General features: G+C 47.5%; 16 protein-coding genes. 11 read left to right on the top strand and 5 right to left on the bottom strand.

What is annotated here, in order from left to right:
* Positions 1 to 576: 576 nt before the first annotated feature.
* Positions 577 to 1,896: a cell division protein ZapE gene (gene zapE, locus Q4Q46_RS03040; protein ID WP_311905186.1), complete on the bottom strand. Its 1,320-nt coding sequence runs from the start codon at positions 1,894 to 1,896 to the stop codon at positions 577 to 579.
* Positions 1,897 to 2,178: 282 nt separating this feature from the next.
* On the opposite strand from zapE, the gene Q4Q46_RS03035 reads away from it, so the two are divergent.
* The 7 genes from Q4Q46_RS03035 to Q4Q46_RS03005 all read left to right on the top strand — a co-directional run bounded on the left by Q4Q46_RS03035 (position 2,179) and on the right by Q4Q46_RS03005 (position 10,247).
* Positions 2,179 to 2,982 (top strand): bactofilin family protein, encoded by an 804-nt coding sequence (locus Q4Q46_RS03035; RefSeq protein ID WP_311905185.1) that lies wholly within the window; start codon positions 2,179 to 2,181, stop codon positions 2,980 to 2,982.
* A 607-nt stretch (positions 2,983 to 3,589) separates the two neighbouring features.
* Positions 3,590 to 4,870, top strand: a complete 1,281-nt coding sequence (locus Q4Q46_RS03030) for an OprO/OprP family phosphate-selective porin (protein ID WP_311905184.1) — start codon at positions 3,590 to 3,592, stop codon at positions 4,868 to 4,870.
* 12 nt (positions 4,871 to 4,882) lie between these two features.
* The gene (locus Q4Q46_RS03025; RefSeq protein ID WP_006082913.1) at positions 4,883 to 5,836 is read left to right on the top strand and encodes a tripartite tricarboxylate transporter substrate binding protein; all 954 of its coding nucleotides are present in this window, start codon (positions 4,883 to 4,885) and stop codon (positions 5,834 to 5,836) included.
* A gap of 10 nt (positions 5,837 to 5,846) precedes the next feature.
* Positions 5,847 to 6,314 (top strand): tripartite tricarboxylate transporter TctB family protein, encoded by a 468-nt coding sequence (locus Q4Q46_RS03020; protein ID WP_006082912.1) that lies wholly within the window; start codon positions 5,847 to 5,849, stop codon positions 6,312 to 6,314.
* Between the two features lie 2 nt (positions 6,315 to 6,316).
* Positions 6,317 to 7,837, top strand: a complete 1,521-nt coding sequence (locus Q4Q46_RS03015; protein ID WP_300476397.1) for a tripartite tricarboxylate transporter permease — start codon at positions 6,317 to 6,319, stop codon at positions 7,835 to 7,837.
* Positions 7,838 to 7,852: 15 nt separating this feature from the next.
* Positions 7,853 to 9,466, top strand: a complete 1,614-nt coding sequence (locus Q4Q46_RS03010; protein ID WP_311905183.1) for an ATP-binding protein — start codon at positions 7,853 to 7,855, stop codon at positions 9,464 to 9,466.
* Positions 9,467 to 9,566: 100 nt separating this feature from the next.
* Entirely contained in the window at positions 9,567 to 10,247 is a 681-nt protein-coding gene (locus Q4Q46_RS03005) for a response regulator (RefSeq protein WP_310802759.1), read from the top strand.
* 30 nt (positions 10,248 to 10,277) lie between these two features.
* Here Q4Q46_RS03005 and Q4Q46_RS03000 read toward each other — a convergent pair whose 3' ends face one another.
* Together Q4Q46_RS03000 and Q4Q46_RS02995 are read right to left on the bottom strand one after the other, a co-directional pair.
* Positions 10,278 to 11,936 carry a M16 family metallopeptidase gene (locus tag Q4Q46_RS03000; RefSeq protein ID WP_311905182.1) on the bottom strand — a complete coding sequence of 553 codons (1,659 nt, stop codon included), beginning with the start codon at positions 11,934 to 11,936 and terminating at the stop codon, positions 10,278 to 10,280.
* Positions 11,933 to 13,351, bottom strand: a complete 1,419-nt coding sequence (locus Q4Q46_RS02995; RefSeq protein ID WP_311905181.1) for a M16 family metallopeptidase — start codon at positions 13,349 to 13,351, stop codon at positions 11,933 to 11,935. Before Q4Q46_RS02995 ends, Q4Q46_RS03000 begins: the two co-directional genes overlap by 4 nt.
* Positions 13,352 to 13,568: 217 nt before the next feature.
* On the opposite strand from Q4Q46_RS02995, the gene Q4Q46_RS02990 reads away from it, so the two are divergent.
* Positions 13,569 to 14,396, top strand: coding sequence for an N-acetyl-ornithine deacetylase (locus Q4Q46_RS02990; RefSeq protein ID WP_311905180.1), 828 nt, complete (start codon positions 13,569 to 13,571; stop codon positions 14,394 to 14,396).
* A 94-nt stretch (positions 14,397 to 14,490) separates the two neighbouring features.
* Here Q4Q46_RS02990 and Q4Q46_RS02985 read toward each other — a convergent pair whose 3' ends face one another.
* On the bottom strand, positions 14,491 to 15,405 hold the full coding sequence (locus Q4Q46_RS02985) for a L,D-transpeptidase family protein (protein ID WP_006082904.1): 915 nt from the start codon (positions 15,403 to 15,405) through the stop codon (positions 14,491 to 14,493).
* Positions 15,406 to 16,325: 920 nt separating this feature from the next.
* On the opposite strand from Q4Q46_RS02985, the gene Q4Q46_RS02980 reads away from it, so the two are divergent.
* A complete protein-coding gene (locus Q4Q46_RS02980; RefSeq protein ID WP_006082903.1) occupies positions 16,326 to 18,056 on the top strand; it encodes a potassium/proton antiporter in 1,731 nt (576 codons plus the stop codon).
* A 91-nt stretch (positions 18,057 to 18,147) separates the two neighbouring features.
* Here Q4Q46_RS02980 and Q4Q46_RS02975 read toward each other — a convergent pair whose 3' ends face one another.
* On the bottom strand, positions 18,148 to 19,074 hold the full coding sequence (locus Q4Q46_RS02975) for an LpxL/LpxP family Kdo(2)-lipid IV(A) lauroyl/palmitoleoyl acyltransferase (protein ID WP_311899023.1): 927 nt from the start codon (positions 19,072 to 19,074) through the stop codon (positions 18,148 to 18,150).
* Between the two features lie 103 nt (positions 19,075 to 19,177).
* Between Q4Q46_RS02975 and hldE the strand changes: the two genes are divergently transcribed.
* A complete protein-coding gene (gene hldE / locus Q4Q46_RS02970; protein ID WP_311905179.1) occupies positions 19,178 to 20,608 on the top strand; it encodes a bifunctional D-glycero-beta-D-manno-heptose-7-phosphate kinase/D-glycero-beta-D-manno-heptose 1-phosphate adenylyltransferase HldE in 1,431 nt (476 codons plus the stop codon).
* Positions 20,605 to 21,432, top strand: coding sequence for a hypothetical protein (locus Q4Q46_RS02965; RefSeq protein ID WP_311905178.1), 828 nt, complete (start codon positions 20,605 to 20,607; stop codon positions 21,430 to 21,432). The genes hldE and Q4Q46_RS02965 overlap by 4 nt, the downstream gene beginning before the upstream one ends.
* Positions 21,433 to 21,576 lie beyond the last annotated feature (144 nt).

Here is a 21,576-nt window from a genome sequence, read left to right as displayed (position 1 = left end):
CATGCTTGCTAACGTTAAACTAACTGTTATCGCGCCGAGTCGGAACTGTGAGTTTTTGGTTTAATACACTATAGATTATATTTTCTAACTTTTTCGTTTTGGATTGTAAATTTAGCTGATTAAAAGCGACTGGCTGTAAATTAGTAAGGCTTAAACTAAGTTGTACCGTACCTTAAATATTGGCGTTAGCAAACTGTATTGCCCAATTGAGTGTGATGATGTCTGTGGTTTTATTTCGACTGTCGATTAGAGTCAGGTCAGTTTGAATAAAGGTATGAACGTGATTACTATTTTAATTTTAGATAGTTAAAGTGAATTTTTGCTGGTTTAATCAGGCTCTAATAAAGCAATTTAGGTCGTTAGCTTTATGTTTAATATCTGCATTTAAAGAGAGTATTCAAACCGTTAGTATTCTTTTTGTATAAAACCTTTGTAATCGACTGTTCCTTTAAGCGTTTTTATTTCTTGTGATCAGGATTGTTCGATAATAAATGGATAAATGAGACGTAAACGATTGGTGCTTATTTCTTGTCTCTTTTCTTATCTCTTTTCTTATTTATGCGAAGCGATAAATAATCAATTGTTTTGCGGTAATTCATGCCGGCTCATTTCTATTAATCGGCTGTAGGCGCGACGAAATTCAAAACTGAGTGCACCACCTTGGTAGAGTTCGCTAAGTGGCACGTCGCAGCTGAGATAGAGACTGACATTTTGATCGTACAACTCATCAATTAAGCTGATAAAACGTCGCGCTGGGTCATCGTTGGCGGCGTAGGAGAGTTTGCGCTCGCCCGTGGCAGCGGCTTGGTTTTCACCTGTGCCGTCCTCCGTGCCGCGGGCACGGATCCAGCCTTTCACTTCGCCGCCCAGTTTGGGAACACCGCTCACCATTAAGATCTTAAATCGACTGGCGATTTCGATGTAATCGAGTTGGGATCTCGGGCCGTCACACAGGGCATAAAAGTCGAACCAAGCAACAGCGTTGTCTGTGGGCTCTAAAGCTGCGCGGATCACTGGGATTTCACGGTTGCAGATGGTGAGGCTAGCATTGCTCATTCTGCTATCACTAACGTTAGAATCGCAAATACCAGTATCGCTAATGCCAACAGCGCTCATACTGAGTGCATTTGGCGTTAACCCATTCACTAGCTTGTCAAAAATCTGCTCAAAATCGAGTGTTCCGGTAATGCCGATATTGCGGGAAATCGAGGCACTCATTTCAGCGCTTTCAATGCCAATCTCGTTGTTTAATAAAGTATTGATGGCGTGCATCCTGTGGTCTTGGTTGCCAGCGAGATGCAGCATTTGCGTGCGCGTTTGCAGCAATTGGATACAAGGTAAAAATCTGTGTCTGGCTAAGCCGTTCTCATACAAGCGCTCAATAGGAATATTTGAGGTCGCGATCAGCACCACACCTTGTTCGAATAGGCACTCAAATAGCCCTGCGAGTATCATGGCATCGCCAATGTCTGAGACAAAAAACTCATCGAAACACAGCACCCTACATTCTTTCGCTAGATTTTTTGCTATAAGCGTTAACGGATCGCGTTTACCCGAATGCTCACGCAGTGCATTGTGTATCCGTGCCATAAAGCGGTGGAAATGCAGTCTTAACTTGCCTTCACTTGGCAAACAATCGAAAAACAAATCCATCAGAAAGGTTTTACCGCGACCGACATCGCCCCACAGATACAAGCCTTTGATGGATTGTGAATGGGAGAGGCGTGCTGAATAGGGCTGTGGCATCAAGTGTTTAAATAACATATCGAGCGCCAACACCGCCTGTTGTTGCGCTGGATCGTCAACTAGATTTTCGCTCACTTTGGCGCGATACACTTCCAGTGGCGTCATCATTGGCGTTATCGATTGCGAGCTAGCGGAGTTTGAATGAGCCATGTCGGGGTCTCGTTGGCGGTTGTTTTAGGTGTTTGCTGCAGTCAGTGTGTGCTTTAGCTTTGATTAAGTGCGATATCAGTACTCGCCTTTTGAGGCATCATGCTACTCATACTTAGGTACTCGGGAGCCATATTGCAAGATGCTCAGGGTAACATAGTCGCTGGCGTGACTTAAATCCCGCTCTGAGGCTTAGGTCAAATACTAAACGAAACCAGTGCTTTATTCTCGGGGACTTTTACCTTAACATCTTTGTCACAAAAATAATGATATGGAATGAATCCTATGGCTAGCAAAGGCAATGGCATTACTTTTATCAGTGCACAAACCTCGATTGAGGGTGACATCCAGTTAGAGAGCACGGCATTAATTGCGGGTAAATTGCAGGGCAAGATTGGTTCAGCGGGACAAATTAAGATCGAACTTGGCGGCGAGATCTCCGGTGAAGTCAGCTGTGATGAGTTGCGGGTGTGCGGCATATTTAGTGGTCGAGTCTGTTGTAATAAGTTGATTATTACCAGTTCTGGTGTGGTTGACGGTGAAGTTGCTAGCCATCAGATGGAGATTTACGAAGGCGGCCAGTTTATTGGCCAGCGCATTAAAGGTCCTGAGCTTGATGCCTTGCCTGACATGCTAAAAGCGCTTGCGCCAGCGGCTCAACGTTCGGATGCGCACCTATATGCCAGTGAGAGCGGTTCATTAAGAGGCGATAATCGGGCGATTCGTCCTTGGTTGTATGTTGCTGCGGCAACGGTCGTCATCGCCTTGGGTTTTAGTTTTGGACCCGAGCAATTGCGTGAGTGGTTACCGAATGTGAGTGATAGCCCACTCAATACTGAAGTGTCTCCCGTGACTCAGGAGCTGGATGTTGAAAAGGGTTTCAATCCATTACTCACAGAACAAATGACTGCGCCAGATACCGCGCATGCCGACAATACAGCGGCGGTATCCGCAGATCCCGATCCGCTGGCTTTATCGCAGGATTCGGCGATGGAAGATTTACAGCAAATGGAACAAGGCCATGCACAGATGGCGCAGGGTGATAATGGCACCGCGCCCGCCAGCGAGAATGCAGGCAATAAGCTCTGATTGCTAAGCGATAAGCTCGAATCAATAAGCTTGAATTTATTAGCTTGAATCAATTAGCTCGAATAAATAGGTACTCGCATCGTTGGGTCGAGCATTTAGTGTTTTTTGTTCGACTATTCTTATTTGCTCATCGTTGCTAATGCTTATCGCCGAAATCCAGCTCAATCCTACTCAATATCCCTTCAAGTATTGATGCTAGTTCCCTCTGAGGCGCTTAACGGCGCTTTGCTTTTATTGATGGTTTCTATGCTTGGTTTAACGTTTTAAGGGTAAATTCATCCTATTTTTATGCTATTTCACTCATCTGTTAACATTCAGCGTCCGCTAATATTCCTGTCATATTTTCATTGAGTTATCTCTCATTCTTACCCGTTTTGTGCACTTCAAGCCATTTCCCTTGAGTTAAGTTCATTTTGTTCATGAACTTTATGATTTTTAGTCACCTTAAGTCCCTTAATGAAGATTAAGTGCGTTAAATATCTTTAACGAAATGTTAACGATACATTTCATCCTCTGGGCGAGGAAGTAGTCCGTCACAGACCTGACACAATTCTAATAACACAGGCATTCCCACAGGGAATGGCAGACTGCAATACAGGAGGCATTGATGCCTAGATTGACCTTACTTGCCGCGGCAACCGCTGTGGCCTTTACTGGTTTTGCGAATGCGCAAGACTTAACGCCACAAGAGCTTCAAGCACAACTCACCCAATTGACTCAAGAAGTTAACCAGCTAAAACAACAGCAGGCAGCGAATGCCACTGCGACTTCATCTAAGCCTAGCGCGTCAGCTTTTGAGATAGGTGGTCGCATTCAACTCGATTACAACCTCTTCAATGGTGCCTATAACGCCGAACATAACGGCAGTAGCGCGCAGGATATTTTCCCCCGCAGAGTCCGTACCTTTGTTGAAGGCGAATTACAGGATTGGGATTACAAGCTACTGCTTGAGTTTGCTGAAAATACCGCTGAAATCGTCATGGCTCGGATGCGTTATTCGGGTTTTGAGAATGGCCCTAAACTGCAATTTGGTAAGTTGCGTGAGGATATCAGCCTTGATGCGCTCACCAGCAGTAATCACATTGCGCTGATCGAACGTTCTAGCCTCGCCGATACTATGTCACCGTACTTCCGCTGGGGTGTTTCTGCCTATCAATATTTCCCCAGCACAGGTTTACGTTACGCCTTGGGTGTTTATAAAAACGATGCCTTTGGTAGCGATGGCAAAGATGAAATCGATGATTTGAACTATGCCCTGAGCTCGCGAGTGACTTGGTCACAGGCCAAAGAACCGGGCCAAGTGCTGCATGCTGGCTTGTGGTACTCAGCGCGTCAAATGGGCGGCGATGACTTGTCAGCCAGCTTTGCTCGCGGCGAACTGCGCGAGACTAATACTCGCCTGATTAACTATGTCGCCGGTGGTGAAACCACAGCGATTGATAATCTAAACCAAGCGGGTTTAGAGCTGGCATTTCAACATAAGGCTTTGTTACTACAAGGCGAATACGCTCAGCGTAATTTAACGACTCAAGATCCTCAGTCAGTGCTCGATGGTGAGCGTTATCAGGCGTATTACCTGCAGGCGAGTTATTTCTTAACGGGTGAACAGCGCAGCTATTCCAAGGGCAGCGCGGTGTTTTCCCAGCCTAAGGGCGTAACCGATGCATGGGAATTGGCGGCACGTTTTTCTAGCGTGGATGCGAGCTCCGACTTCCAAGGCACTAAAGCTCAGACCTACACCTTAGGCGTGTCTTACTACTTCAATCCAAAAATCAAAGTGATGGCTAACTACATCCATTCTTCCGTCGATGGCGCAGGCACGATTGCCTTAGTCGGCAATGAAGATGTGGGCGATGCCTTCGCTGCCCGTTTGCAATACGTGTTTTAGGAGTAATGAATCATGTTGAAAATGAAATCTTTAGTCATGAGTGCGCTGTTACTCGGTGCCTCTGGCATGGCGAGTGCTGATATCCACTTTATCATTCCTGGCGGTCCAGGCGGTGGTTGGGATACCACAGCGCGCGGCGTCGGTGAAGCTTTAGTGAAGTCGAAAATCGATGGTAATGCCTCTTTTGAGAACCTCTCGGGTGGCGGTGGCGGTCGTGCGATTGCCTCTATGATCAAATCGAAAAACAAACAGGGCGATATTTTACTGGTTAACTCGACTCCGATTGTGCTCCGTGCACTTTCAGGACAAATCCCGTTTAGTTATCGTGATTTAACGCCGGTTGCAGGCATAGTCGCCGATTACGGTGCCTTTGTGGTACGTAACGATTCACCGTTGAAAACCTGGGACGATGTGTTGGCGGCCTTTAAGGCGGATCCACAAAGATTCAATATCGCTGGCGGCTCGGCGCGCGGCAGTATGGATCACTTAGTTGCGGCGCAAGCGATTGCGGCGGCGGGCTTAGATGGCGGTCGTTTACGTTATGTTCCCTACGATGCGGGTGGTCAAGCTAAGGCTGGCTTACTCTCGGGCGAAGTCGATTTATTGTCGACGGGATTCAGTGAAGCGTTAGAAATTGCAGGCAGTGGTCAAGGGCGGATCCTTGCTATGACGGCACCTGAAATCGTTGCCGAGCATCCAGAGGTTCCGACGATTAAATCTCTCGGTTATGACATGACGTTTACTAACTGGCGCGGCTTTTTTGCGGCACCCGATACGCCTAAAGCCAAAGTTGATGAGTATGTGGCCAAGTTTGCGGCGCTGATTAAGACGCCAGAATGGGAACAAGTGCGTGCCCGTAATGGTTGGATCAATTTGTTTGAACCCCAAGCCGAATTCATTAAGTCATTGGAAGCACAGGAGCAACAGCTTAAAGCCACTATGTTGCAACTGGGCTTTATTAAGTAAGGAGTGACAGATGTTGAATCGTGATCTGATTGGTTCCTTGCTATTTGTCGCCGTGTTTACCGGATATGGCGTGCTGGCATGGCAAATTCCCTTATTGCCGTTTGAAGAATTTGAAGTCGTGACATCTTCCACTATGCCGAAGATTTATGCTGCCATGGGATTGATGTTTAGTCTGTTTTCTCTGGTTGCCGTCTTGCTGAAAGGAAACACGGTTCAACAGCGGGGGGCGCTGCTGACAAAAGCCGCCTTACAACAAACCGCGGCGCTGATTGTGCTGATGGTCTTGTATGCCGCCGGACTCGAACCGTTGGGGTTTGTTGTCGCTACCTTATTGTTTTTGGTCGCTGGATTTTGGTTGATGGGAGAGCGCCGCTTTAAGATTTTGCTGCTCGCCTCTGTGCCCGTGGTGTTGGTGTTCTGGGTGTTGATGACGCAAGTCTTAGGTATCTACTTGGCCTCAGGTTCTCTTTGGAGTTAACTATGTTCGATGCAATGTTTATTGGTCTATCGACCGCGTTTGAATTGCAAAACCTCATGTATGTGGTCTTAGGCTGCTTGGTCGGCACAGTGATCGGTATGCTGCCGGGATTAGGGCCGATCACAGCGATCGCTCTGATGATCCCTGTGACTTACAGCATTGGCCCCAGCTCAGGCATGATTTTAATGGCGGGCGTGTACTACGGCGCTATTTTTGGTGGGTCGACATCATCAATTCTGATCAACGCACCGGGCGTAGCAGGAACGGTTGCGACCTCATTCGATGGTTATCCGATGGCGCAAAAAGGTATGGCGGGCAAAGCATTAGCGATTGCGGCCTATGCTTCGTTTACCGGCGGCACTATCGGCGCCATCATGTTGATGGTCGCGGCGCCATTATTAGCGCAAGTATCTCTGAGCTTTCAATCGGGCGATTATGTGGTCTTGATGTTCCTCGGTTTGACGGCCATTGCAGCGTTTTCGAATCGTGGCGATTTCCTCAAGGCCATGATGATGACTCACTTAGGTTTGTTGCTCTCGTCAGTGGGGATCGATCCTTTCTCGGGGATGGAACGCTTCACCTTCGGTCAGCCAGATTTACTCGATGGCATCAGTTTTCTGTTAATCGCTATGGCAACTTTTGCCCTGTCGGAAGCGTTAATGAATGTGATTAAGCCGCCGAAGTCGACAGAAAACATCAACTTTTCAGCGCAGCCTATTGGTAGCACTCGCTTAACCAAAGAGGAAGTGAAAGAGATAGCGCCTGTGATTGGTCGCTCGTCGATTTTTGGTTTTTTGATTGGGGTATTACCGGGCGCAGGCGCAACGATTGCCAGCTTTATGGCCTACGGCACTGAGCGTAATTTATCCCGCGGCGCGAAACGCGATGAGTTTGGTAAGGGCTCGATTCGCGGTGTTGCGGCGCCTGAGTCGGCTAACAATGCGGCCTGTACTGGCTCATTTGTACCCTTATTGACCTTAGGTATTCCGGGGTCGGGTACCACGGCCATCATGCTCGGTGCATTGATTGCTTATGGTATTCAACCTGGCCCTATGTTGATGCAAGAGCGTCCAGACGTGTTTTGGTCTGTGATTATCTCTATGTATTTCGGCAATATTATTCTGCTGGTGCTGAATTTACCGCTGATCCCTTATTTTGCCAAAGTGCTGGCTTTGCCTAAGTCGATTCTGACTGTGATGATTTTGTTCTTCAGTTTGATTGGGGTGTATTTGGTCTCGTTTAACACTTTCGATCTGTTCTTGATGATAGGTTTTGCGATTGTCGCTGTGGTGCTACGTTTGCTGGCATTCCCAATGGCGCCGCTGCTACTGGGCTTCATCCTCGGTGATATGATTGAGCGTAACTTCCGCCGTGCTATGATCGCTTCCGATGGTTCTTTGAGCTTCCTGTGGGAACGCCCGCTAACACTGACTATCTTGATTGTGGCAATTGCTATGCTAGCTGTGCCATTGTTCGGTTTTATTCGTAGTCATCGTAGTGATAAATTGGCGAAAGCCTCTTAATGTAAAGGTACACTAATGAGACGCCCTAAGCGCTTAGAAACGTGGTTAATCAGTGGGGTGACTTGCCTGAGTTTGTTGCTGTGCGCCTTATTTGGCGGCATCAGCTATCAAATTTTGAGTCGCAGTATTACTGAGCAATCGGGCGCTAAGGCATTAGGGCTGGCCCATGCGGTCGCGACACGGGCCGATGTGATTACGGCTTTGCAGACTGGGCATTCGAGCCCCCAATTGCTGGCCGCGATAGAAGGAATACGTCTAGCATCTAAGGCCGATTTTATCGTGGTGGGCGATACCCATAAATACCGTATCGTGCACCCAGATTCAAATAAAATTGGCAAGAAGATGGAGGGCGGTGACAGCCAAGCGGCATTAGAAGGGGAGTCTTATATCTCCGAGGCGCAGGGCAGTTTAGGTCGCTCTATTCGCGGTAAAGTGCCAGTGCTTGACGAGCAAGGCCAAATTATCGGCTTGGTTTCCGTGGGCTTTTTGAGCCAGTCCGTGGGCGCGTTAATCGATAAACGTATTCCTGAAATCATCATGACAGTCCTAGGGGTGTTATTGATGGGCGTGCTGGTGGCTTTTTGGATGGGACGGCAAGTGCGGGAAATGTTGTTCGGCTTGCAACCTGCTGAAATTGGCCGTTTATTCGTCGAGCAGGACGCGATTCTTAACACAGTGCGAATGGGCGTGGTGGCATTGGATGCCGATGGCCGTATCCGCAAGTTGAATCAAAGGGCGCGGGAGATCTTAGCCTTATCTCCGACCTGCCAACCTAATACTCTGATGTTGAGTGATTTATTGCCGCAGCACGCCGATTTTCTATTGACGAATCAAAACAAAACCATCAGGGGATTCGAGTTATTTGCCAACGAGCAATGGCTGGTGATGTCGCGGGTGCCGTTTCAGGTACGGGATCAAAATGATGGCTTGCTGCTGACGATGCGCCCCGCCGATGAAATTGAGCGCTTGAGCCAACAACTGGCAAAAGTACAAGAGTTTGCCGAAATGCTCAGAGTGCAAACCCATGATTACTCGAATAAACTCCATACCCTAGGCGCATTATTACAGCTCAAAGCCTACGACAAAGCGGTCGAATTTATCGGTCAAGAAAGCCAAGGTTGGCAGGCTCAAATCCATTTATTACTGTCGCAAATCCATGAGCCGACGATCGCGGGATTACTCTTGGGTAAGTATCACAAGGCGAAAGAGCTCAATATTGAGTTTCAAATCAGCCCAGATAGTCAACTCAGCGATGTTCAAGACGCCATTATGCTAGAGCGGATGGTGTCGATTATGGGCAATCTTATCGATAATGCCATTGAGGCCGTGCACAGGGCGAACAATCATAAGCCCCGCCGCGTGGTCGTGACCTTAGATGAAACCGCCTCTAACCTGATTTTTGATGTGGAAGACAGTGGCGATGGGATTTCTAAAACCGAGTACAGTACGATATTCGATCCAGATTACAGCTCTAAGCAGGGGGCGCAGCACGGTGTGGGCATGTATATCGTTAATACTTACCTGTGTGCCTGCCATGGCAGCTTAGAGTTTGCCGACTCAGATTTAGGTGGCGCGCGTTTTTCTGTGTATATTCCCACTAAACCTTTACCTGAAGTAGGTACCGTTTAATGCATACCGTCATGATTGTTGCGGACCAAGTTGCGCGTGTTGCTGAGTTAACCGCACCGTATTTGTTTCCTGAACTTCTGCCTGAAGTAGGTATTGTTTAATGCATACAGTGATCATCGTCGAGGATGAAGTCGAAGTCGCCCATTTGGTTGCGCAATATTTGTTCTCGACCAATCGTTATAAAGTGATTGGCATGGCGAGCGATATCTGCACGGCGCGGTCTTTACTGGGCGCTATCACGCCTGACCTCTTACTGTTAGACGTGTATTTACCAGATGGTAATGGTTTGAATTTACTAGCAGAATTACGCAGCCAAGGGATACGCAGCGAAGTGGTATTGCTCACTGCGGCCAAAGAAGTGCAGATTTTAGAAAAAGCCATGCAGTTAGGGGTGTTCGATTTTCTGGTGAAACCTGTACTCTTGAGCAGGTTAGACCAAGCCTTGAGTCGATTCGAGAGCCGCCAGCTCAAACTTTCTGCCACAGAAGAGCTGACTCAATCCGTGGTCGATGCCTTTATGGAAGTGCCGACAGGGACGACCAAGGCTGCCGCTCGTTTGCCAAAGGGGGTCGATCAATTGACCCTACAGAAAATCCGTGAAGTGTTTGATACTAAGCCACAAGATAAACTCACAGCGCAAATGGTGGGTGAGAAGCTAGGCGTTAGCCGTTCTACCGCGCGGCGTTATTTAGAGTTTTTGTTGGAATGTAACGAGTTAGCGGCGGATCAGAGTTATGGTTCCATCGGTCGCCCCGAACGTTGCTACCACAGAGTGCGCTAGTCTTACTATTCAGCTTTTAGCTTTCATAATTTAGTCCACCTTGACCCTTTCAAGCTGCCACTCTGGCAGCTTAGAGGTTAAGTCTGGGATTATTCGATCGATATCGCCCCGCAAGATAATCAATGGCTCACCGCTAAACGCCCCGTTGGCTAACTGCTGCAGCCTTTTTGGCGTTAGCGCCTGCAACTCTGCATTCAGCTTTTGCACATCAACTTGAGTTAATCCTGTCGCAAGTTGTTGGAGATATTGGTTTTCACGCTGAATGCTGTTGTCTTGGCTGAGTAAATCCTCACCTATCAAATAGGTTTTAAGTGCATTGATTTCGCCTTGGCTGGCACTTTGGGTTTTAACGAGCGCGAGGTGATCAAGTATGCCCACCACAAACGCGCCCGTATGTTCTACGGCTGTACTGCCATAGAACTTGATGCTGCTGGACAGCGGTGCATTGGCGCACTGGCCGTAAATGCCATAGGTGAGGCCGCGCTTTTCCCGCAAATCATAATAGAGTCTGCCCGAAAAACTGCGTCCCATCAGCGCGGATAAACTGCGGCAGCTTAAGGCTATTTCCTGTGAACTGAGTTGACTCGTCTCGGACATATCGCCTAATTCACTATCTACGGTATGACCTATGGCATGATTTATGGAATGGTCTATGCGATAGTCTATGCGATAGCCTAGGCGGACTTGAGTTTGCACACTGCCCGGCGCATCGATAAGGAAAATCTTTTGGGTTTGCTTAGGTGTGGTTGTTTCTCGCTTATCTGCTTGCGGTGACGATTTAGACAAGGATTTAGGAAAGGATGTCGTCAACAGAGGCCACAGTTTGATGCTGGCTTGAAGATCAAACTCGACGTTTTTAGCCTGCGAGTTGGGTAGAAACAGATGCCACTGTGCTTGCGATGCCGCCTGCTGCTGGATCTGTTGCAGCTGCTTTAGGTTAAGTGAATCGAACAGTGCATCATTATTGAGTACTTTATTGTAGGGATGTTCAGGCCCGAGCAATTTCTCGCGCCACAGTTTATCTATCTCTGCGCCACTAAAGGCATTCAAGTGCTTATTGAGCTTGAGTTGACGGCGAATATTGTCAATATCGACGGGGGCGGTTGTCGCATCAACAAAGGTATTTGGCTGCCAAAATTGCACTAGCAAGCCGAAGATATGATTAACATCGTCGGGGCAGGTGAGGCTTAGATTTATGCTGTGTAAGCTAACGCGAATACTGAAGGTCTCAAGGCAGGGATCTGCGAGGCTAATCGCCAGTGCGCGGGCTTTCTCTTGTAAGGCAATCTGTAAAATATCGGGATTATTGAAGGGAGCCTGCGGACTTATCGCCGCTAAACTGATCCTGTTGCTTAGACTGTTACTGCTTAGAGCATGAGTGCTTAGACAATTGCTGTTTAGATCATGATTGCTTTGCACTGAAGCAAGTCTATGTAACTGATAGGGTAAATCCAACTCGGTATGAACTTCATCGCTAAACATTGGATCCGTTGCGGGGATGATGATGCCGCTTTCTGGTAAATGATTGTCTAAAGGATAGGGCGTGTTGAAGCTCGCTAAGCTCGGTGGTTCAGTCGGTGTAAAGACGATTTGCGTTTGCTGACAGGCACTCAGTAATAACGCCACAACGCCGCACATTAAGCCTTGTAGTTGCTTAGGTCGTCCGTGAGTCGCAGTTAGATTAATCATAATACCGCATCCTCTAGGCTGTCGCTCATATCACCAGGCAGCCATTCCAGCAGCGTTTTTCCCCAGCGAATATACCAAGGTGGCAATAGGTCGACCCGTACATAGTTTTGAGTAAAATACTGTTTTGCGACTCTTTGGATATCGCCTGCCGTGACAGCATTGATCCGCTGCCACTGCGCGCTAAAGGGATGGTCTTTATCTTGAACTGAGGTCGCCGAAAGCTGCGTGGCTAATGTTTGAGTATCACTGAGTTGTTGTAATCGATTGTTTAACCACACTTGTTTAAGTGCGCACAGGCTGGTTTCATCCAGAGTCTCTTGCTGTGTTTGTGCGACAAGTCCGAGTACTTTTTCCACTAAGGCATCGAGTGAAGTGCGAGCGCGAGGAACCAAGACAATATTGGCAATCCCATGATTTTCTAATTCAAAGGGCAGGGAATAACTGAGCATCTGCGCGGGATTATGCTGGCTCATTTTAGTAATTGCACTGGCGGTATTTTGAAATAAATAGCCTTCGAGCAGTTGAATCGCTGCCGCATCGGGATGATCTTTACCTACGGTATGCCAAGCGAGCAGTAATCCAGGCCAAGGTCCGCGTTCATCAACTAACTCAGCATGCACTTGTTTAGGCTGGATGTTCAACTCAGTGAATCTAGGTTCAGTCGTCGCTGGTTTAGGCCAAGTCGCAAAATCTTGCTCAATCCATTGCAGGGTTTGTGGACTTAACTTGCCGACAAGGGAAAGCTGCATCGCGTCGGGGCGATAATAAGCACGGTGAAAGGCGGTTAGGCTTTCAGGTGTGGCTTGCAAGATATCTTCACGACTACCAATAATACCGTGGCCGTAGGGCGTGCCTTTCACTTGGTCGAGTAAGAACGCCATCGCGCTGCGGACATAGGGCTGATTATCTATGGTTTGCGCCATTTCCTGCAGTACGGTTTCCTGCTGATTTTTAACGGTAGTGGCATTAAGGCTTGGACGGATAAAGCGGTCGGCTTCGAGATACAGCCCCAGTTCTAATGCTGGGCTTGGCAGCGTCACATAGTAATTGGTGTAGTCAAAATGTGTGCTGGCATTAAAACGTGCACCTAAGGCACTGAGCTGCTGGGCATAGGTATCGCCGGGGGCATTTTCGCTGCCCTTAAATAACATGTGCTCAAACAGATGGGCATAACCGCTCTGACCTTGGGCTTCGTTGCGGGCACCTAAATTAAATTGGCTGGCGATTGTAACTGTCTGTTTATCAGCCATGGGCAGTAACCGCACCGTCAGGCCATTTTCGAGGGTGTAGGTTTTTAGGTTCGCTTCGAGCGCGTATAAGGCTTGTGCATCATGCTCGGCGCGACATTGTGCCAGCAGCGAATTGCTAAAAGCACTGGTCGCAAGGGCGATAAAAAAGGCGATGTGAGTTCTCATAAGTGCATCCTGCCGAGCATATTTTTTGAATTCGTTAAATAACTCATCGAAGCTGAATGCCGTTACCAAGTGGCGATTAACCCACCAACAGGTATCGATACCGATTGCGATGTGGTTAGCGACTGCTCGGATTTCATCGAAATCAGTTGAATAGCATTCAGTTTTTAAAAAGAACTGCTATGATGGCACAGTTCTTTTTCTGGCATAAGTACAAGATATGGTAAGCAGATCCCCGTTCGAATCCTTTCAGTGGAAAAGCGATATTTTTAACTGTGAAAGCACTGATATTGATAATTTTTATCTGCTGCTTGAGCAGGAAATGACCCGTTTGGGCATGGTTGAGAAGAATTTGGGTGAAGTCGGTAAATACAAGGTTAGCTTGTATCAGTCTCCCGCTGCTAAGTCAGGCTTACCTTCTTTATTGATCAGCGCAGGATTTCATGGCGAAGAATCTGCAGGTCCTTGGGGTTTGCTACATTTTTTGAGTGAAGCTTCAGCAGACCTATTTGAACGGGTGAACTTGAGTTTATTGCCCCTCGTTAATCCAACCGGATTCAGCCGCGGCCATAGATTTAACAAATACGGTGAAAATCCAAATCGCGGTTTTGTATTTGAGAATGGTAAACCTAAAGCCAACGAATATACGTCGGTGGAAGGTAAGTTGTTGTTAGATAATGCGCAGTTACTGATTGCCGCTTGCCGTGACGGTATTTTAACTTGCCACGAAGATGTCTTGAGCCGTGAAGCCTATGTGTATTCTTTTGAGCCAAGCCAAGTGCCAGGACGCTTTAGCCTCGATTTGCGCGATACCTTAGGCGGTTATTTCCCGATTGCTGTGGATGGCGAGATTGATGCGTGTCCTGTGAAGGATGGCTTGATCTTCAATCACTTCGATACGTCGTTTGAAGCGTGTTTAGTGCGAAGCGGTGCCCGTGTCGGTGCTTGTACTGAAACGCCTGCGCTGCAAAACTTCGACCAACGCGTATTGGCAAACAGTGCTGCTATGACTCACTTCTTGGCCCTATGTGCACCTTTATGTGATTGATCTTGTTATTCTATTAGGTGTTTAATCATCTAATAAATGACAAAAAAATACCCGCTGATAGCGGGTATTTTTTTAGGTGATATTTGCCAGTGAATTATTGATTAATTCGCATCGGCACACCAGTACGTTCATCGAGCAGCTTTTTGATCACAGAAGAATTAGTGTCAGCTTTAGCGATAAACTTGGCGATATCTCTAGGTAATGAAATCGCGACTGGCTCATTGGATTCAAACTCAGCCACAGTGCGAGACAGAGGTTGATGCACGGCTAAGTAGCGCTTACCGTCTGGCTCTTCGGTTGCTTTAATCGGCTGGTTCACGAATTGTACGCGGGTGCCCACTGGGACATTCTTGAACAAGTGCTCGATATCTTCATGGCGTAAACGCACACAACCTTGGCTCACACGTAAACCGATACCGAAACTCGCGTTAGTACCGTGAATCGCATACAAGTTGCCGATATACAGTGCATACAGTCCCATAGGGTTGTCTGGACCCGCTGGCCATACTGCTGGCAGGATTTCACCCTTAGCAGCATATTCTTTACGAATGCGTGGCGTCGGTGTCCAAGTTGGATTGGCACGCTTACGTTGTACTGAGGTCACCCAGTTTTCTGGCGTGTCTTTACCAATCTGGCCAATACCAATAGGCAGGACTTCAACTGTCTTTTTGCCTTTTGGATAGTAGTACAAACGCATTTCGGCCACGTTGATCACTATGCCTTCACGGGGAGCGTTAGGCAGGATCAGTTGTAATGGAATTAACAGTTGGCTACCTGGCTTTGGCAGAAATGGATCTACACCTGGGTTAGCTTCGAGTAAGTTACTGAGACCGAGCTGGTATTTGGCAGCAATATCTTCGAGAGTGTGTTTACCCTCTGGAACCGTATAATACTGGTTCTCGCCAATTAGCCTGCTTTGGGCGGCTGGTAAAGGATATTCCGTTGCTAAAGCGGACAGACTAGGGAAAACCAAAGTCAATAATAAAGCTGTGGTGCGAAGCATACTCATAAGCGGATACTACGATTCCTGTTAATAAAAAAGCGTGTTTAACGCAGCTTTCTCTCTTAAAACGAGAGCGGCAATTTGACGAGCAAAATGCACTGGCGCGCGAAGCTCGCATCCTTCCTTATTTTGGACATTATTTCAACTGAAATATGATCCGTACAGCGTATTTATCGCTTAATTTTTGTTTTAACGGTTTTCATCGGCGACTAAGATTGTCAGTATTTCGGCTTATCGTTAAAACCTGTGTCTGTACAATTGCCCTATGTGCTGCAAATCCCTGATCTAAGCTGCTGTGTTGCAACGCTTCTATGGTGATCGCTCAGTCTAAAATGTTGGCGTTATGCATAGTGTCTTCTTTGATGGCGAATTAAGGGTGGCTGAATTGATTGGTTTTGCGAAAACAGCGTTTGCGAGATTTTTTAAAGTACTTTTCTAACGGGGTGATGCTCAACCTGACAAAGTCCGCCTAGCTGAGCCGATTGTCGGATAAATGGAGTGAAAACAATCGGCTTGAGGGTGATGTTCGAATATTCGCCGTTTCAGTCGACATTGTTTTGTCTGGTACTGAATTCACTATGATAACCCTAGTTTATACAGGTTTATGAGCTTAATTTTGCTTGAATGATTTAAGTTTACGTTTAGTTTGTTATTTTTAACTGTCTGATATTTATTTATTTTAATTTTTATAAGTCGTGTGAAAATGTTCTGCGGTTCTTTAGGTTTTACGTTAGCCTTTATCTCAAGGTTAATGCAAAGTTACATTTATGGCGTTTTCTATGTAGATGATTGAAATTTAATATTTAACGCTCCAATAATTCGCTATTTTTGTGCTAATATAAAATCATAAAATTGTAAGTTGAGTCATTTTTAACCTCGGTGATTTGTCTATCGTTTAACTAAACAACCTGTATAAGGAGGCGTTTGTGGATGCAAATTCCATCAATAGTTTTTTTCTGATTGGCGCCTTGCTAACTGCAGTGAGTGTTTTACTCAGTCCCATGTCTTCCCGTTTGGGTATCCCGATTCTTTTAATCTTCCTCGCCGTGGGTATTTTGGCCGGTGAAGATGGCCCTGGCGGCATACTGTTTGATGATTATTCCACCGCTTATTTAGTCAGTAACTTAGCGCTTGCTATCATCTTACTCGATGGTGGTATGCGTACCCGTGTCGCCAGTTTTAGGGTGGCACTGTGGCCTGCATTATCGCTAGCGACCTTTGGCGTTGCTATTACAACCAGTATCACTGGCATGATGGCCGCATGGCTGTTTGACTTGCATTGGTTGCAAGGTTTGCTGGTGGGCGCGATTGTGGGCTCGACCGATGCCGCCGCGGTATTCTCCTTATTGAAAGGGCGCAGTCTCAACGAGCGGGTTGGGGCAACCTTAGAAATCGAGTCCGGTAGTAACGACCCTATGGCGGTGTTTTTAACCGTGACGCTGATTGCGATTCTCGCCAATGTGGACACTGAGATGTCCTTCAGCTTTATGTTTATCAGCTTTATTAAGCAATTTGGTCTGGGTATTTGCTTAGGTTTAGGCGGCGGCTGGATGCTGTGGAAGCTGGTTAATTTGAGCAAATTAGCCGACGGCCTGTACTCTATTTTAGTCTTAAGCGGTGGTCTGATTATTTATGCTGCGTCTAACAAACTCGGCGGCAGTGGCATTTTATCGATTTACTTAGTCGGGCTTTTCCTCGGCAATAAGCCGACCCGTGGTCGCCATGCGATTTTAAACGTACTGGATGGCATGACTTGGGTCAGCCAAATCGGCATGTTCTTGGTATTAGGCTTATTGCTTACCCCTTCTGATTTAGTCGATATCCTGATCCCAGGTTTTGCACTGGCATTCGGGATGATTCTATTCGCCCGTCCTGTCGCTGTGTGGATCAGTCTATTACCCTTTAAGAGCTTCAGCAGTCGCGACCGCTGGTTTATTTCGTGGGTAGGACTACGCGGTGCTGTACCTATCATCTTAGCGGTATTCCCTATGATGGCGGGCTTGCCGGGTGCTCAGTTGTACTTCAACTTAGCCTTCTTCGTTGTACTAGTATCGTTACTGGTTCAAGGTGCGTCTTTGACCACTGCGGCGCGTTTAGCTAAGGTGGAACTGCCCCCAAAGCCGTTGCCCGTTTCGCGTTCGGGAGTTGAAATTTACCCGAGCAGCGAATGGGAAGTGTTTGTCTATCGTTTGAGTGAAAGTAAGTGGTGCATTGGTGAGCCGCTAAAACGCTTAGCTATGCCTGATGGAACACGGATTGCGGCGGTATTTAGGAATGACACTTTACTGCATCCGTCGGGCAGTACTCGCCTCGAAGCGGGAGATATACTCTGTGTGCTGGGTCAGGAGAAAAGTTTAGAAGCCTTGAGTAACCTCTTTAGCCAAGCGCCTGAAAATAAAGAAGTGCAACGTTTCTTCGGTGATTTCTTTATTGAAACAGATGTTAAGCTTGCGGATCTCGCACCAATTTATGGCTTGAGTTTAGATAATCTCGCCGACGATATGACAGTCGCCGATCTGGTGGTGTCACAGCTTGGTGCAAATCCAGTGCTGGGCGATCAGTTCCAATGGCAGTCGTTGCATTGGGTGGTGGCGGGGCTGTATGAAGGCAAAGTTACTAACGTGGGTATTCGTTTACCGACCGAGCATTCGCTGTAATCCCATGCGCTAGATGCTTCTTGCCATCGAAAGTCACCATAAAAAATGCCAGCTTATTTGCTGGCATTTTTGTACTCAAAGCTAATTGAGTTTATTGATATAACGACTTGTCCGTTGGATCTGGACGGGTTTTAAAGCGGCGATGCAACCACATATATTGGGCGCGGTTTTTATCTATGATGGATTCGATAATCTTGTTACCGCGAATGGCATCGGCTAATTCATCTTCGCCGGGGAAATTATCCAGCGGTGGCATCACTTCAATTCGATAGCCCTCATCACCTTCGGTACGTTCTACAAAAAAGGGTAAGACTTTGGCTTTGCCGAGTTTGGCTAACGTGGTGGCACCCGTAATCGTTGCCGCATCTGGCATAGCATAAAACGGGATAAATACCGCGCTTGATCGGCCAAAGTCTTGATCGGCCGTGTACCAAATCACATCGGGATTACGCAGGCAGCGCACCATTTGGCGCAAGTCGCGTTTTGAAACAAGCCCTTTATTCGAGCGTAAACGGCCTTTAACTTGGAGGTATTCCATCACAGGATTGTTGTGTGGGCGATAAACCCCCACGCCGGGTTGGAATTGGCCGAAGATACGTGCGCCCATTTCCAGCGGTAAACAATGCACTGCAAACAGGATAACACCGTGGCCAGCATCGAGGGTGTCTTTCACGTGTTCTTTGCCTGTGATGCTCATGTGCTGCTGCACTTTTTCATCGGACCACCACCATGCATTGATGGTATCGAAAATGGCTTTGCCCGTTTCTTCAAAGTTACGCGTGAGTAGTGCTTCTCGCTGTGCTTCTGACATTTCAGGGAAACATAGGGCCAAGTTACGGCGCGCCGTATGAGTGCGACTGCCAGCAAATTTCATCACTAAGCGCCCTAAACCTTTACCCAGTTTCATCTGCCAAGAGAGCGGTAGAAGCTGAGTTAAGCGCATTAAAAATACGCCAAACCACATGGGCCAATGCTTAGGATGATATAAAGAAGATGAAAACTCGGCTTTCTCGACCACAAAAATACTCACTACTTTTGAAAATTACTGCTTATTCTAACTCAATTTTTACTGAAAATTAGGTACAATCACGGTTTAATTTCTGCATAAAGATAAGAGCACTATGAAGGTTTCTCTGCCAGCATTTGAAAAAGCCAGAGTGTTAGTCGTCGGCGATGTGATGTTAGACCGCTATTGGGTTGGCCCTACGGGACGTATCTCCCCTGAAGCCCCCGTACCTGTGGTGAAGATTAATCAAGTCGAAGACAGACCCGGCGGCGCGGCCAACGTGGCGCTCAATATCGCGACCTTAGGGGGGCAAGTCCAACTTGCTGGGCTCGTCGGTCAAGACGATACCGCCCATGCCTTAACGCTTGGCGTGCAAACCTTAGGGGTTGAACCCCAATGGTTAAGTATTGCTGATAAACCAACCATCACTAAGCTGCGGGTGTTATCACGTAATCAGCAGCTTATCCGCCTCGATTTCGAAGAAGCCTTCGACAAGGCCGATAGCGTGCGTTTACTGAAACAATCCGAGGCCTTACTCGATTCTGTCGATGTCGTGGTGCTATCTGACTATGCAAAGGGCGCTATCGATCAGCCGCGAGATTTTATTGCTTTAGCGCGTTCGAAAGGTGTGATGGTATTAGTCGATCCTAAGGGCAGTGACTTTGGTCGTTATCATGGCGCGTCATTAATTACCCCAAATATGAGCGAGTTTGAAGCCGTTGTTGGCACTGTGACCTCAGAAGCGGATCTGCTGGAAAAAGCCCGTGGCTTACTTAAGCAACATCATTTCGATGCCATCTTAGTCACCCGCTCTGAAAAGGGCATGACCTTAGTGACCGCTAATGCGCCCGAGCTGCACATTCCTACCGTTGCCCGTGAAGTCTATGACGTGACCGGCGCTGGCGATACTGTGATTTCGGCCTTAGCAACCTCATTGGCCGCGGGCGCCGATTTACCGCAGGCTTGCGCAATTGCGAACACCGCCGCTGGCGTAGTGGTTGGTAAGCTTGGCACTTCTACCGTGAGCCGCATTGAGCTTATTGAAGCTTTGGCTTTGCATCATGGAGAATCGGGTTTTGGGGTGGTGAGTGAAGATCAGCTCGCCTATGCATTAGAGCAAGCCAAACTGCGCGGTGAGCGTGTGGTGATGACCAATGGTTGCTTTGATATTTTGCATGCGGGCCACGTGAGTTACCTCAAACAGGCGAAAGCTTTGGGCGATCGTTTGATTGTTGCAGTAAACGATGATGCCTCGGTTAAACGTCTTAAGGGTGAGGGGCGTCCGGTCAATCAGGTGGATCGTCGTATGGCCGTGCTCGCTGGCTTAGCTTCTGTCGATTGGGTGGTGCCTTTTAGTGAAGATACGCCGCAGCGCATCATTACTCGATTGCTGCCAAATCTACTGGTTAAAGGCGGCGACTATAAGCTTGAAGATATCGCAGGCGGCGATGAAGTGATTGCCGCTGGCGGTCAAGTGCAAGTGCTGGGATTTGAGGATGGCATTTCGACCACGGCTATTATTCAAAATATCATGGCGAATCAGTGAGCTTAGTTGCTCTGGTATTCGCATCTAGCCTGTCTTGGACGCCCATCGCCGATAAGCAGGCTTTGATTTGCCCTTTACCAGAGCTTGGCGCTTGCTTGGCATTATTGCCTAAGCAAGTGTTGGCGCAGCTGCCCGCTACGTTAGATCAATTTAGGCGCGATTTAGGCCGCAGAAGTGCTATGGTCATGCCCGTCGATGACAATCAGATAGCGGGCCTAGTCTTAGTCAACGAGTTGCAGTCGCCGCAAGTGCAGTTAGCCAGTGTCGATCTAGTGACCTATCAATTACCTTTGCTCGAACAGCCGCAATTAACCCTATGGCATGAGCTCGGTCATTTGGAGAACCTCGCCCTGCAAGGGACAGTGTTACCGATTCAATTGAGCGCATATCAGCATGAATGGCTAGCCGATATCTATCTGGTTTGGCGTGTCGCGCGGGAGCGAGGTGATTTTACCTTGGCATGGCAGCAATACCATAGACGCAATCTCGATGCGTTAACAAGTCCGCAATACTTGTCGCACTGGAGTTCGCCTATGATGATACAAGTGTTGCGCCGCTATAAGGTGGCTCACGTGGCGAGTTTTGCCGATTATCGGGATTTTTTGGCGGATTTTTATCCTAAAGCCGAGCAATTAGCGCCGAGGTTATTAGGCGAGTATTCGAGCTTAATGCAACGCACTTTTGGCGCGAGTGTGTTGCAACCCCTTCCTGAATATCTATTTTGGCGAAAAGCCGAACTTGGACATTATCTACAACCCACCTTCGTTTTACTCATGGGCGAGGAAAAAGCGCATAACTGGTTGGTACAAAATTCAATGTTATGAAGGTGTTAATGAATTCTATGTTTAAGCCTGTTTTAAACTGAACCCTAGCTGAACAAAAGCGAAATACGCTGGTTGCAGCCGAGTGAACAGCAGTAATCCCTGAGCGGCTTTGGTAAGCTTTCCCCCTAAAAATAAGAGGGGAGA

The sequence above is a fragment of the Shewanella vaxholmensis genome, from assembly GCF_031932135.1.
Classification (GTDB): Bacteria; Pseudomonadota; Gammaproteobacteria; order Enterobacterales; family Shewanellaceae; genus Shewanella; species Shewanella hafniensis.
Note: the sequence above shows the minus strand (reverse complement) of the source record. Positions and strands in the feature narration are given on the sequence as shown.

Coding starts and splice junctions, on each gene's coding strand:
- Q4Q46_RS03010 (WP_311905183.1), top strand. CDS start 7,853: ATGAGACGCCCTAAGCGCTTAGAAACGTGGTTAATCAGTGGGGTGACT.
- Q4Q46_RS03035 (WP_311905185.1), top strand. CDS start 2,179: ATGGCTAGCAAAGGCAATGGCATTACTTTTATCAGTGCACAAACCTCG.
- Q4Q46_RS02995 (WP_311905181.1), bottom strand. CDS start 13,351: ATGAGAACTCACATCGCCTTTTTTATCGCCCTTGCGACCAGTGCTTTT.
- Q4Q46_RS02990 (WP_311905180.1), top strand. CDS start 13,569: ATGGTAAGCAGATCCCCGTTCGAATCCTTTCAGTGGAAAAGCGATATT.
- Q4Q46_RS02985 (WP_006082904.1), bottom strand. CDS start 15,405: ATGAGTATGCTTCGCACCACAGCTTTATTATTGACTTTGGTTTTCCCT.
- Q4Q46_RS03015 (WP_300476397.1), top strand. CDS start 6,317: ATGTTCGATGCAATGTTTATTGGTCTATCGACCGCGTTTGAATTGCAA.
- Q4Q46_RS03005 (WP_310802759.1), top strand. CDS start 9,567: ATGCATACAGTGATCATCGTCGAGGATGAAGTCGAAGTCGCCCATTTG.
- Q4Q46_RS03000 (WP_311905182.1), bottom strand. CDS start 11,936: ATGATTAATCTAACTGCGACTCACGGACGACCTAAGCAACTACAAGGC.
- Q4Q46_RS03025 (WP_006082913.1), top strand. CDS start 4,883: ATGTTGAAAATGAAATCTTTAGTCATGAGTGCGCTGTTACTCGGTGCC.
- zapE (WP_311905186.1), bottom strand. CDS start 1,896: ATGGCTCATTCAAACTCCGCTAGCTCGCAATCGATAACGCCAATGATG.
- Q4Q46_RS03020 (WP_006082912.1), top strand. CDS start 5,847: ATGTTGAATCGTGATCTGATTGGTTCCTTGCTATTTGTCGCCGTGTTT.
- hldE (WP_311905179.1), top strand. CDS start 19,178: ATGAAGGTTTCTCTGCCAGCATTTGAAAAAGCCAGAGTGTTAGTCGTC.
- Q4Q46_RS03030 (WP_311905184.1), top strand. CDS start 3,590: ATGCCTAGATTGACCTTACTTGCCGCGGCAACCGCTGTGGCCTTTACT.